Annotated in this window: 6 protein-coding genes; all 6 read right to left on the minus strand. The window is 29.6% G+C overall.

Annotation, left to right across the window (positions count from 1 at the left end; all coding sequences use genetic code 4):
* Positions 1–103: 103 nt before the first annotated feature.
* The 6 genes from K4L35_RS00460 to K4L35_RS00485 all read right to left on the minus strand — a co-directional run bounded on the left by K4L35_RS00460 (position 104) and on the right by K4L35_RS00485 (position 14,716).
* Positions 104–8,074, minus strand: coding sequence for a GA module-containing protein (locus K4L35_RS00460; RefSeq protein ID WP_221617626.1), 7,971 nt, complete (start codon positions 8,072–8,074; stop codon positions 104–106).
* Positions 7,999–8,979, minus strand: coding sequence for a hypothetical protein (locus K4L35_RS00465; RefSeq protein WP_221617627.1), 981 nt, complete (start codon positions 8,977–8,979; stop codon positions 7,999–8,001). Before K4L35_RS00465 ends, K4L35_RS00460 begins: the two co-directional genes overlap by 76 nt.
* A gap of 17 nt (positions 8,980–8,996) precedes the next feature.
* On the minus strand, positions 8,997–11,723 hold the full coding sequence (locus tag K4L35_RS00470) for a transglutaminase-like domain-containing protein (RefSeq protein WP_221617628.1): 2,727 nt from the start codon (positions 11,721–11,723) through the stop codon (positions 8,997–8,999).
* Positions 11,724–11,979: 256 nt separating this feature from the next.
* The gene (locus K4L35_RS03480) at positions 11,980–13,686 is read right to left on the minus strand and encodes a DUF2326 domain-containing protein (RefSeq protein WP_255558982.1); all 1,707 of its coding nucleotides are present in this window, start codon (positions 13,684–13,686) and stop codon (positions 11,980–11,982) included.
* Positions 13,677–13,910, minus strand: coding sequence for an ABC-three component system middle component 6 (locus K4L35_RS00480; protein WP_221617629.1), 234 nt, complete (start codon positions 13,908–13,910; stop codon positions 13,677–13,679). Before K4L35_RS00480 ends, K4L35_RS03480 begins: the two co-directional genes overlap by 10 nt.
* Positions 13,895–14,716 (minus strand): SMEK domain-containing protein, encoded by an 822-nt coding sequence (locus tag K4L35_RS00485; RefSeq protein WP_221617630.1) that lies wholly within the window; start codon positions 14,714–14,716, stop codon positions 13,895–13,897. The genes K4L35_RS00480 and K4L35_RS00485 overlap by 16 nt, the downstream gene beginning before the upstream one ends.
* Positions 14,717–14,724: the final 8 nt, after the last annotated feature.

Here is a 14,724-nt window from a genome sequence, read left to right on the forward strand (position 1 = left end):
CTTTATTACGATCTATTTAAGTAATATTTTCACAATTGTGGAATTTTCTTATATGCCTGTAAAACAGCGTAAAAAAACACACATTAAGTGTGTTCTTTTTGAGTTATTTTCTCTTTGTAAAGTATAATCCTAAACCAGATAAAAGAGCTAAAATTGAAGCAATAACAGTTGCAATAATGTGTGGTGTAATAACGTCAATTTCGAAGTCAACTAAGTCTTTTGCCATATCCTTAATCACTGTCTTGACGATATTAGGTAACTTTTCATCCTTGACAATTTCTGTTAGGATTGCTTTTTCAGCTTTTGTTAAAGGTTCATTCTTGTTGATTTTATTAATTAAGTCGAATAATTTACCTTCTTGAGCTTTGTTTGCGAAGTTCTCAAGCTCTTTTGAATCATCATTTCGGTTATATTGATCTATTATTTGTTTAAAACTTTCACCATCTGCATTTTTAATAGTATCGATAATTTGGTCTGTTATTTCTGCTTTCTTAATATTCTTTTCTAGTTCTTGGTGCAACTTATCTATAATTAGTTGTTCGGACTCTGTAGCATTGTCAACTCTATTTGAATCAGTTACTTTCGCTCTTGCAATTTCAGCTTCAAGCTCTTTCTTCAGATCTTGACTTTCTTTTGTTCCATATTCAGAATTAAGGTATTTGTCAAGTAATTCTTTAACCTTGTCATTTGCGTTGACTTTTTCAACAATTTTTGCTAATTTTTCAACGTTAGGTAAGTTTTCATCAGATAGATCTTTAATTAAATTATTTGTTCTATCTTTAATTGTTTGTCTATCTTGAGTGTCTGCATTTTGATCATCTCTTACAAGATCATTAATTGCTTTTTCAATTTCTTTGATCTTTTCGTTCGCTTCTTGAGCTTTATTAAATGCTTTTGCAATTTCATCGTTTTGGCTTACTGGATCGGTGTCAAGGTTTTGATCATCTTGTGCTTGATTGTTGTTTTCAGGAAGTAAATCTGAGTTTTTAATTTGGTTTTTAAAATGATCTTTTTGAATTGGGTCAAGATTATCTAAAGCATCTACTTTGTCGATTGATTCTTGTTTTTCCTCATCAACTTCTTTCGCTTTTGCAATGACTTCGCGTAGATCATTTGAAGGAGCCTGGTTTTTAGCTCGTTCTTTGAGAATTTCTTTTTCTTTATCGCTCAAGTTTGCCTTATTGTCGATTTCATTTAATGCATCTTCAAGTGTTGGATTAACAACTTTTTTAGCTTCTTTTAAATCATTTAAGGCTTTTTCCAGATCTTTTAAAGGTGTTGAATCTCTGTTGTCTAACAATTCTCTTGCTTTATCTACTGCATCATTGTAAGTCTGTTTTTCTTCATCACTACTGTTTTGGTAATCATGAGTTTTTTCGACTTGATCCTTATTGTCTGTTAATTCTTGTAACTTCTTAATTGTATCTTCACGTTTTTCTTCACCATTCAGTTCTTTTGTTGATTCTTTTAATCTATTAATTAAATCTTCAACATTTTGTGGATCTAAATTAGCGTTGTCCGAAACTTGATCTTTAGCGTCATTTGAAGCCTGATCAAAGTTATTTTTCTTATCTTGATCTGCTTCGTTGTAATCAATTTTTGAGCTTTTATTCTCGTCATTAATTGGATTAGTTTTAACTAAATCTTTCAACTCACCCATTTTCTCATCAAGAATATTTGCATTATCTTCTATTTCCTGAACTGCATCGTTTGAAGTTAGTTCATCAACTTTGTCAAGTAAAGCCTGTTTTTGATTATCGTTTAGATTTTCTTTGTTGTTAATTAAGTCTCGAGCATCTTGTTTCTTAGCTTCTAGTCTTTCATCACCATCAAGTTTATTTAAATCTTGATTTAAGTTGTCAATTAATTCTTGAATTTTATCAGGATTATTTCTTTGATCTTGGTTTGAAAGTGTTTCTGAAACTTTATCTATTGCGTTATCAAAGCTCTCTTGAGAAGAATCGGAAGCATTTTTGTAATCAACCGAATTCTTAGTTTGATTTGCTTTTTCAAGAGCTTCTTGGAGATCTTTCATCTTATCGTTTAGCTCTTTAGCGTTCTCGATAATATCTTCCATTTGTTTTGCGTTTGTTAAGTTTCTAATTTGATCATTAAAATCTTGCTTTTGTTGAGGTGTTAGGTAAGGAAGAGTTTCGATTTGTTTAATTGCATCTCTTTGATTTTTATCAACATTGATAATACCATTCAGTGCATCACGAGCATCATTAACTTTATTTTTAGCGTCTTCGATTAAGGCAGGGTTGATAGCTTCACCTGAATTAGCCTTGTTTATAAGCTCATTTGCATTTTCGATAGCATTTTTCAGATCGTCTTTTCTTGATTGATCTGCATTTTGATAATCAACAGTATCTTGTAATTTTTCAAGATCATTATTTGATAGAGTTTCTTTTAATTCTTTTGTAGACTGATCAGCTTTCTTAGCATTATCCGTGGCATTTTGGGCATCTTGTGGAGTTTGAGCTTCTTCAAGTGCTCTTATCGCTTCATCTTTCTGACTTTGAGTTAAATTAGAAAGATTTGAAATTGATTGTTTAGCAGTATCTTTAGCTTCTTGTAGAACTTGTGTACCATCAAGAGCTGCCCTTGTTCCTTTTAATTCTTCAAGAACTTTGTTTAAAGCGTCAAGGTTTTGTTCATTATTACCTAAACGACCTGTGTCTAGTACTAAATCAGCATTTCTTAGAGCTTCATCGTAGGCGTTCTTCTTGTCAGAAGAAGCTAATAAATAGTTTTGATTATTTACTGTAGGATTGTCACCTTCAGTATGTTTATCAAACTCTTTTTTGATTTGTTCCATAATTTTATCAACTGCTGTAGCTTTGTTTTTAATTGGCTCAAATCTATCGTAGTCTGTATTTAAAGTAGTCTCACGAATTAAAGCTTCTTTTTGGTTTTGGTTTAAGTGTTCTAGTGAGTTTATGTATGCAGTGATCTCTTTAACCTTTTGTTTAACAGTTTCTTCGCCATCAAGAGCATTAAATGCATCAGTTATGGCCTTTAAATGCATATCCACTTCAGACTCTGTCATATTTGCATTTGGGTTAGTTAAAAACTCTCTCGCTGCATCAATTGCATCGTCATATGAAGTTCTCTTTGGTCTTTCAGCACCAGTGTAATCAATTTGTTTTCTGACTTCATCATACTTAGCAACGATGTCATTCAACTCTTTCATTTTAGCTTCAAAGTTGTTAATATCTTTTTTAGTATTATTAACTTCCTCTTCCGAAATTGCGTTTTCGATTTGCTTTTTGAACTCATCTTTTTTAGGTTGAGGTATGTTGTCTGCATCGTTTAAAACTTCTTTTGCAGAATCTTTTTGATTATTTAATTTTTCATTTCCATTTAGAGCATCTTTAGCTGCTTTAAAATCATTTAAAAGCTCATTTGCTTCTTCTTTGGTCAAGGAAGCACCTTTTTGAGGATCAATCGCTTTTTTAACTTTTGACGACTGATCTAAGAACTCATTTTGTTTATCAGCATCAGCTTGAGTAAATGAAACATCTGTTTGTGGCTCTTCTTTCAATCCTACAGGTAAATTGTTTAAGTAATCTTTTAGATCTTTCATTGTATCATCAAGAGCTTGAGCTTGATCTATAACACTTTGAGCATCCTCTGAATTTGTTTGAGAAAGTTTTGCATCTAAAGTAGCTTTTTGAGCATCGTTTAAATTAGGCAGATTTTCAACAGTGTTTTTTGCATCAGCTAGTACATGGTCTGCTGATCTTGCTTGGTCAACTAATTTTTTAAGATTTTCGTCGATTGCTCCTTCATTTCCATCTGTTTTTGTGGCTTCTTTAACTTTTAAGGCTATTTCTTTCTTTTGGGCTTCAGAAATGTTATCCATTTTCTCTAGGTTATCAATTGCATTATTTTTTGATTCATTGAACGCAGCATCTAAAATTTTGTTCGCTTGTTCTTCTGTAATGTTTCTACCAATTAAATCTAAATCGTTTTTCAATTTAGCTTTTTCATAATCTGTCAATAGATCAAACTTGTTTTCAAGTTTATTTTTTGCGTCTTCGTAAATACCATTTAGATTTTCTCTAGTAAAATCAAGTAATTCTGCTTTTCGTTCAGAATCTTCTAGCGCTGCATTTAAGACGCTTTGGTCATTTACGTCTAGATTTTCTAATTTAGAAAGAGCTTCTTTAGCGTTAATTAAATCTTGTTCAAAACCTTCTTTTACTGCTTGTGTTTCACCTGTATATTTAAGTGAGTCTTTAGCTTCTTCAGCGTTAGCAATTGCTTGTTGAAGTTTTGATTTTAGATCTGTTAACTTTTGAGCTTGATCTTTTACTTCATTTAATTTTTGAGCATTTTGAGCATTATCAAGTTTATTTTGGAAATCTTGCGTTTGCTGATCGCTTAGTTTTTGAGCATCATTAAGTGATTGAATATCAGCTTTTGCATTATCTAAAACTTCTTGACCATTTAATGCATCAATTTGTTCTTGGTAATTATTTAGTTTTTGAATAAGTTGTTCTTTTGTTAGTTGGTTACTATCATTTAAGTAATTCCTTAAATCATTTTCTAATGCATCAGCTTGTTCTTTATTTGAAGCAAATTTGTACTTAGGTTGATCTTTGGAATAAGAATTAAATAAATCTTTTGCTTTTTTATTTAAATCATTGATTTCGTTTGCCAAAATCAATTCTTGTTCAATATTAGCAGCACTTAACTTTTTGTCAATGTTATCTTTAAAAGTTTGTTTTTGCGATGGAGTTAAATGTTCAAGAGCCTCAATATCTGCTTTAGCTTTATTTTTGGCATCTTGTAATTTCGCATTATCAAGAACGATACCTAAGTTTGCATCGTAAGCACCATCATCACGAGATTTAGTGTTATCAATAGCTCTTGCAAAATCTGATTTTTCCTGTGAACTTAGATTTTGCAATTCATTTACCTTTGTTTTAATATTTGCTTTTGCTTGTTCAAACGCTTTCTCCTTAATCACCTGTAATTCAGATGCAGGAGCTGTTTTTTGTAAAGAATTAACTTCTGTTTCTAGTGCCTGTTTTTGCTCAGGAGTTAAATTCTCAAAAGATTGGATATCAGAAATTAATTTCTTTCTATTTCCGTCAAGAGTTTCGTAAGCTTCTTTATAATCTGCGACTGCATTTTGAATTTGACTTAATTTATTTATTAAATCGTCAGCATTTGATAAAGCAGGAGTGTTAGCGTTAGCAAATTGATTTGCAACATTTTGTTTGTTGGTGTCATAAGTTTGTTTAACCGAAGAATCAGTTTCGTTTGTATAAATCGTTTGAGAATGAGCTGCGTCATAACTCTGTGCATTAGCTTTTTCTTGTTCGTTTTTCTCTAAGTATTGATCTAGAGCTTGATTTAGTTTATCAAGTTCTGTTCTATTTTGAATTGTTTGGTCCACATTTTGTGTAAGAGCACTTTTTGAATCTTGAGATAAGAGTGTTTCGTTTGCGTTTGCAATTTTTTGTTTAACTTCGTTCAGTTTTACAATACCATTTAAAGCATCTTTTGCATTTTTAGCTGCATTATAGGTACTTTCGATCTCTTGACCTGTTGCATTTTCTTTTGCAAGAACATTTTTTAACTCTTGCATTTTTGCATCAAAGGTAGCTTTTAGGTTTTGATCTGCAAAAATATATTCTTTACCTACTTTTATTTCAGCTTCTTTTAAAACAAATTCTTTAGCAATTTCTTTTGGTAAATCAAGATTTTTTATTGCATCTACTGCATCTTGTGATTCAGATTCATTAACCTTATTGATCAACTCTTGTTTTTTAGCTTCGCTTAATTCTGAAAATCTAATTGCATTTAGTGCTTCATTTCTGTCAATTGGTTTACCGTTCAACCCATTAATCGATTTATCAATGTTGCTAATTAAAGATTCAAAATCTGTATCAGACATTTCAGAACCTTTTTGATTTAAAAGATATTTTGTATTGTCTAATTTGTTGTTTGAATCGCCATAAGGAGCCAGGTTTGCAAGTTCCTTCATTAACCCTTCTTGACCATTTGTTCCGTCTAGTAATTCCTTATTACCACTTTTGTCATTTTTGTATAAAACTGTTTTATAGTGGTCTGCGTATTTTTGAACTATATCTTGAACTTTTTTAGCTCTTTCTTTCAACTTGTTCAATTTAGCTAAAACTGCTTCATATCTAGTTACTTTTTCTAGATAATCCGTAGAACTTGAACTTCCTTGCAACTCTTTTATTAAAGCATCCTTAACTTCTTGAGATAAAGAAGCATCAGAACTGATTTGATTTGTTAAGTTATCAACGTATTCTTTTGCTTTTGATATTAATACTCTTTGGTGGTTGCTTACAGTGTTATTTAAATCCTCAACACCTTGTTTTTCACCTTCTAATGTTATTTTATTTTGGTTAGCAGAACCTACTAAGTAATTTTTCAATTGATTTTCTGATTTATCTGAAATTTGAATTGCTTTATCTTTACCTGCATATGAATTAGAACCAAGAAACTCTTGAAAGTTGGTTAAAAATAAGTCATATTCACGTTTGTCGGAATCACTGAGACCTTGTTGTGTAACAATGTTTTGAATTTCTTGAATACGTTTATTCAAGTTATTTCTTGCAGCTTCGATTTTTGATTGAATATCTTTAATAAGGGCATTTGTTTCAACAATGCTTTGTGGTGAAGGATTTGAAGTATATCTTGCATAAGCTGCTATTTCTTGGTCTTTCAGTTGTCTTAAAACATCAAGCTCATTTAAAGCATCAGCTTTAATATTTTCAGCTTGTGAAAGAGCTTTAGTTGCTGAACCTAAAATTGTATCTGATGTTTGATTTGAATCATTTGTTGTTTCAAGATCTAAATTTTTGACTTTTTGAATGAATTCTTCAAGATTTTCAGAAGTAATATCTACAGGTGTATTGTTTGTACCTAAAGTTCTTTGTCTTAATCCTTCTCTATACGCCTTAACTATTTGCATATATCTAATTTTTGCATAGTCATTTAAACCAGTTTTTGCTTCCACTCTAGCTTCAAGAGCATTAAATTCTCTATTTAAGTGTGATCAAATAACTTCTTTTGAAGCTTTAATTGTTCAGTTAATTCTAAAAGTAATTGTTTTATTAACTTGATCGATTACAGGAGTAACATTATAGCTAATTATTTTTCTTGAATCTTCAAGTGTATTTGATAGAAGGTTTCTACCTCTCAACTGCAATCTTCACTCTCTATTTTTGCTGAATTTTTCAATTTCTTCATCAGAAACTTTAGTTACAAAGAATCTTGAGTTTAAAGCTATTTCAGATTCTGTAGCTTTATTAAGATTTTCAAAAAGTTTTTGATCAATTTCTGCACTTAAACTTTCAAAAGTCGAATCAGGCGCACCTACTTCTTTAGAAACTAGTTTAATACCAAATTTTGCATCTTCTAGAGATGTAATGCGTTCATTTGCTGGTTGAATTTGGAAAAGAGGGGTTGATGAATCAACGTATTTGTCTTTTTTGATTGTGTGATTTACAGAAACATCAAAATTAACAATCGGTCTTTTGTCATAAGTCTTCATTAATGTTCTTGTAAAAACGTAGTCATAATCAGGGCTACCTGCTTGAAGAAAAGAACCTAGAGCCGACACTCCTACAATTGATTTTTTTCTTCCTGAGTTAACCTGGTCTTGAGTTAATTGTAAATAAGGTGAATCGTAATTGATTTTTGTTTTGAAAGTAAATTCTACTTTTTGTGATTGACCAGAAGTGTTGCTTCTTTCGTTTTGAAAAATCTTCATAATCAGAACATTACCTATGGCAGATTGATCAACTCTGGAATCATATAAACTACTATTTACACCATTATTTCTTAAAAATGTAAAACTTGACTTATTGTTTGATGAAATTTTTTCAGCAGTTGATGTTTTTTCTGTATTAGAATTTGCAAACAATCATTGATCATCTCAGGTGTAACCTAAACCAAATTCTTTAGCTTCATCATAAGATAAAAATCTTGTTTCCACAGATGTACTTAAAGGTATTAAAAAGTTTTTTTGGAATTTTGGTAAGAATGGAATGTTTGATGTTGCTCAAAATCTTCAACATCAAAATCTCATCCTGTCGTATTTGGAAAGGTTTGAGAAGATGAATTATAATTACGTACATACGAATTGTTACGTGTGTAATTAATACCATCATCATAGATAATCATATTTCTGTTAAGAAATCTTTGCACATTTAAAATTGAGAATAATTTATCTTCTCTTGCGAAAGAGTCGGTTAAAGAACTTTGATTTCCTACGTATTCACTATATGTTTTTCTAGGATTTGTAACATTCTGATTAAAACTAACAACATTTGATGCGTTTATATTTTTCGCAGAAGCAAATATATACTCTTTAACAGGAATGTCACCACTTTTATTTTTGACAACAGGTGTGGCCTTACTAAAAGTTGGTGCTTTTTTGGGGTCTATAGTTGTGTTTGTTTTAAAATCAATGTCCAATTGACCAGTTTTTCTTACGCTTTCCAATCAATCAGATGTTACATATGAAAGAGATCCTGGAACAAATTCTAAATCGTCTGATAAATATATTGCAAATCTTGATAGATCAGGGTCATTTCTTAAGTATCCACCATTTCTATCATTTGCATTGGGTAAAGCTGAATTAAAAATTGCCTTTCAAGTAATTAAGCCATTTTCTGTTGAAACGTATTGGATGTCAGCAGTCTTTTTAATACTTTTAATTATCTGTGTTTGGTCGCTTTTATTCGCATAATCTTTATGTGTATCAGAAATACGATCTGATCCGTATGTCATTTCTGTTGAAATATCAATAACATCACTTTGATATCCTGTTATATATTGAATTTCAGCATCTGCATCATTTCCAACATTTTCTCAAATTTCATTTGATTGAGTATTTTGTGCTTCACCTGCTGAAAGAAGTGTTAGTGCAGGAAATGCACTGAGTAGACCAGCGCTTGATACTAATAAAATCTTATTTTTGGTTTTTTTCATAATTTAAGGTTAACGTTTTAAACTCCGTCAACTACCTTTCTTATTTTGATTCATTCATTTCATGAAGGTTGTTGTGATTGGTTTTTAGTAAAGTATTCCGAAATGCCTTTATACTCGTATGGACTTGGATTTTTATATTTAAAAATAATATCCATATAGTTTGATATATCAGGTCTTAAATCATTTCTATCGTTTCTTTCTTGGATTAACTGATCCATATTTGCTTCTTTATTTAAAATATAATCAGCTAATTCTTCTTGGGTTAGTTCTTCTTGTAAAAGATCAATTTCTTCAATATGATCCTGGTTATCTAAATTTGTTAAATCCACTATTTTTCATCTACCATCTAAATATACTTCATTTCAAGCGTGACCTCCAGCTTGCGTGGTAGCAAAGCCATCTTGCAGCAGCTCTCCTCCAACAATTCTGACTGGTATATTCAATAATGTTAAAGCTAAAGAAAGATTTGAGCTATACCCAACACACTGCAATTGTTTGTCTTTTCCAAAAATTGCAAAAGGTGAGTAAAATCCGTTTCCTTCTGAATTAAAGTTATAGAGATTTCCATCTGTGTTTAAGCCAGATAAGTAAGTGGTGTTATTTAAAATGTAATACGAAACAGCTTCGATCTTTTGTTTTTCAGTTCACTGTGGGTTAATTATTTTCGGCAATATTTCTTTTCATTTTGCAATTCAATTTAAATATAAAGGAATTGGATATTGAGAATTTTGAACATAATAATTACTTAAATCTAAACTTGTTGGTTGACTTAAATTATGTTCTTTGATCACTATTCGATCTTTTAATTTGACACTTCTGCCATTTTGGTAAGTATATTGATTAAAGGAAGTGATTACTTTTGAACTTGCATCATTAATTTTTATTGGGTTGATTTGAACTTCTCAATCAGGACGAAGTAGTTTATCAACGAAATAGTTTGGTTTGTCAAAGTAGAGATTTGCAAAAAATGAATCGTAATCTGTTCGATCAACAAGAATTCCATTTCCTTCTTGTGGGAATGCACTAAAAGCTAAAGCATACTTATCGTAATCAACATTTTTGTAAATTACATTTGTATAAACTGGTTTTTTAGATTTTGTAAACTCTTTTTCAACTGTTTCATAGTGATATTCCACGTTTGGATCGATTTCGCCAGTGTAATTAAAAAAGTATTTGCTCGCATATTCTGGATATCTTTCGCTAAATGTCTGAATATCATTAAAGTCTTTATCTTCAACTAAAAGCTCTTCATTAAGACTTTTTTGAAGATATTCTCGATAGTCATTTTGATTACGAACATTACTTAAATAAGATCAAGTTGATGTTGTAAAGTTATATGAATCTTTAATAAACTTCTGTGCTTCAGGGCTTTTGAACTTAGTTAATAAATTAAGAGCTTCAATATTTTCTTCTGAAATTAGTTGAATTGGTTCGCCTTTGTAAATGTATTTTTTATCATGATCGTAATTCTTCAAAAATGAAGCTATTAATTCGTCTGTCATTCTTAAAGTCATATATTTTGAAGATAAATATTTTGTCGGATAAAGACTTCATTGATCATTATCATCGATTCCTCATTGAACCAAAACAACTTCGTTGTAGTTGTTTTGGTACTTATCGATTAAAAACTTAAGTCTTTGTTCTGCTTGTAAATATAAATGATCATCAGTTTTGTAAAACTCATACATTTTGATCAAATGGTCTAAAAAATACTGTTTTACTGGGTTATTTGCATTAAAAGTTATTCCTGCTTTTTTAGCTTCAATTGCTTTTGAAAGAAAATCCTTTTTATATTCTGCTAAATCAGGTTTGCTATAAATTTCAAAGGCTGGACTTTCGATTTCAGAAGAAAGTGTTGATTCATATTTCTTGCGTTCTAATCAACTTGTCAATTCTAAATAATTAAAACTAGTTAGAGCTTCTTTAAAACTTAAGTTTTCAACTGATTGCTTTCAGTTTAAAAATGCTTCCTGTTGATTTTTATCTTCAAAAGCTAAATCTTCTAGAACTGCTTTTCTTACTATTTTATAAATAGAAATAACATCTTTTAAATCTTTTATTAAAGAAGTTATTAAATTAGTTCCATTAATCTCTGTATGAGATATTCCTGTTCTTTGGTAGTTTATTGAAGCTTCAGGAAAATCGTTTAAACTCAAAACAAATGATGAATCTTTTTTGCTTGCGTTTCAATTCGCTTTGATTTGAAGCAGTTCTTTTAATCAAGGAATTTTGCTTGCAATAACTTTTGAGCTTAAAAGTTTGCTGATTTGAATTTGAATCTGAGACTTGCTACTTAATAAAGCTAAATCTGATTCAAAGTTGTTCTTAAAGGCATTAAAAAGAAAGTTATGATTTTTCTCTTGGCTTATCTTGCTTTTTAATGCATCAGAAATATGATTTGAATCCAGTTTTACATTAAAAACTTGAATCACTTGTTGAACACTTAAATCTTCATTTTCCAATAATAGATTAAAAAACTGATCGGAAAGAGCTATATTCTCAAGGTCCTCAAAGATTTCAAGCGAGTTTCTTTGTTGAGCAGCTTCTGTTTCGGAATTTTTTTGATCTTCAACGATTTCTGGCTCTTTAGCTATTTCAGGCTGATCGTTTTGTGGCGTTTTGAAATTATCATTTTTAGTATTCTCTTTCTTGATTTCTTGTGAAGAACATGATAAAAGAAAACTCACAAAACCAAGCGTACCTATTGATGATGCAATTAAAAACGGTAGTTTTTTAGTTCTCATATTACCTCCTTTACTTTTTATCGATTAAGTCAAATAAATTTATTCTTGGTAATAGTATGTTATATATTTTAAAGATTTATTCAAAAAACGGCAATATTCGATTAATATCGGGTCTTGTAATCAAGATGTGATTTCAACAAAAAAAACGGCAAAAACTGCCGTTTTTTGTATTTTTTATTAGGTAGTTAAATAACCTAGCTTGAAAAGTAAATTTTTTTATCAAAAATAAAAATTTATTTAATTGTTTAGAAGTTTTCTAAACTTTAAATAATTTAGAGTTTTGAGAAAGTTCAAGAACAGTGTTATCGTTTTTTAATTTTTGTGGAATTTTACTTTCTAGAATTGATAAAACGACTTGAATGTCTTTGTTAGATAAATAATCATTTAAAAGTAATAGCTGATTATTGTCCATTAATTCTTTTTTGTCATTAACTAAAAAATTAAGAGTTTTTAGTTTCATGTTTTTGCAATATAAGATGTAGGCAAGATCAAAACAAATTATTTCTCCTTGCTTTTTACCACTGCTTGAAGTCGTATTTGATGTATAAAAATCAATTTTCTTGTTCTTTTCGTTTATGTTATAAACTAAATAAAAGTTTTCACCATAAAGTGCTCTTGATGCTTTAGAAAAATAGTCATTTAAAACTTCTAGTCTTAAATCAAGTTCTGCCAAACTTTCTTTGCTTTTCTGTTTTTCAAAAATCTCGTTCAGTTCAAATTTTTGAGCAGATACTTCTTGCTCAATTTCATTTATTTGCTTAAGTTTCTGAGTTCATTCTCCCTTGAAAAGATAAAGTAATTTTATTTCCTGGATTGCCTTTTCAAACTGTTTAGGGTTATCGATGTGTTTATACTTCTTGTGTAACTCTTGTCTCTGTGTCTGCAAATTTTCGAGATCTTTAAGCAAAATGTCCTTAGTATCAATCAACTCAGGAAGTTGTTCTTTAAGAATGGTTATTTGATCTTTTATCATTTTATTATGAAAACATACTAGATCATCAAAACTTTTGTTGATATTCTTTACAAAACTTGAAGTTGTTTTATAAACACTATCAAGAGTAAAGCTATCCTTTGTATATTCTCTTTCATGAAACGATTTTATTGAATCATTAATTAACTTTATTTTTGTATTACATTCATAAATTCTGACTTTATTAGACTCGATTTTATTATCTAATTTATATACTTCATCAAGAATCTCATTAACATTTTCGACATTCATAAGAGATTCTATGAATTTTTCCATTCTTTCAATTTGTAGATCATTATTTTTTAATACTTGCTTAATTTCTAAAAGCTTAGTGCCATTTTTTGTTCTTTTGATTTCGAGATTTGAATTTTTTATACTTTTATTTAAAACGGCTTTGTTCGTATTATCTAGAAGTTTTAATCCCAATTTATAATAAACAAGTTTTTCGTACAAAAAATCGCTTGTAGAATCAACTAAGGTCTTAATTACGTTATTAATCGATCTATCTGTAATTCGTACATTTTGTGAGACTATTTGTCTAATAGTAAGGCTGTTTTCGCTATCACCTTTATTTTGAAATAAAAGTTTTTTAAGTTCTATTCTGTAATCATTTTCAGAAAAAATGGTGCCGTTAATTATGTTTTTACCTTTTTTTGGCTTGAGCTCACGAGAAACAACTAAACTTTTAAAAACATGTTTCTCATCAAGCGAATCACAAAACTCAACAATTAAAAGAACTTCATTATTTTTAAGAAACTCTAAAACATCATTGTTTTCGGAATTATTATTTTCGGGAGACTGATAAAGAATAGAAACTTTAGCTCCAAGAGCAATATCAATCAATCTGAGGGTGGTGGTTTTACCCACATTATTTCCTGAATTAGTTTCAACGGAAGAATCGGTCTTGTCAACTATTAAGTTTAAACCTTTCTTAAACTTAATTTCTCTTAAAACTTTTTGATTAGAAAGAAGAGTTAGTTTATTTATAAACATCTGTAAATCCTTCCTTTTTTATCAATATTGATTTCGTTTATCAAATAAAGTCAATCAAGTCCAAAAACAAACATTCTTGGAGTTATTTTTTCCTTTTTATTAATGTCTGAATAAAGATCTAATCAATTTTGCTCGGAAACATTGTTTTCCACTATGTGCTGTAAAATCAAAGTAGAAACGTAAAAAATAGAATCTTTAGGATTAATGTTTATTGGCAGAAGCATCTATTCCTCGCTTTCACTTTTTTGAATATTTTACATCTTTGAAAAACTTCTAAAATTATTATTTGCAAATAAAATTTAATCGAGTCTTCGCTAATTTTGCCATTTAATGTTTTAAGGTTTTTACTTTCATAAACTTTTTCAACCAGTTCAAAATAAATTTGTTCGGGCTTTTTATTATCTGAAACTTTGATTTTGTAATAAATACTACTAATACTTTGAGTAACAAATTCCGGAAAAGGAATGCCTTCTTTACTTTTTTCTGAGTAAAGCTCTCTAACAAAAGAGCAATAAGGAAAAATATCAATTAAGTAATCTTCAAGTTCTATTAGATCATTAACTTTTATCTTTTCTTTGAAATCAACAAACTTTGTATCAATAATTTCATTATTTTGCTTTATATTTACAGTATAAAGGTACTCTATAACCTCCATAAGTTCAGATTTTTTAAATACATTTTTTTGTACATCTGGGAAATAATAATCTAATGTGTTTGAAATTTTTTCAACAATTCTCGAACCTAAACCAATAATTCTTTGTACCAGTCTTGGAACAGTAAGGATTTCGATATTCTCGTTTATGAAATTCGTGCTTTGTTTTATGTAATCGTTATTAATGTCTTTAGATGAACAAAAAACAACGATAAGATTGTATCCCTTTAACGATTCTAAGTCACACTTTTCTATCGTTCTTTTTATTTTATTCTTTACGTTTGATGTATTTGTTGTGATTTGACAAATAATCTTATTTTTATGATCAATTAAATCAAATCCTGGATTGTTTTTTGAATAAGAGTTAGCGTTGACCAATTCTCACT

The sequence above is a fragment of the Mycoplasma sp. Ms02 genome (assembly GCF_019720735.1).
GTDB lineage: Bacteria > Bacillota_I > Bacilli_A > Mycoplasmatales > Metamycoplasmataceae > Mycoplasmopsis.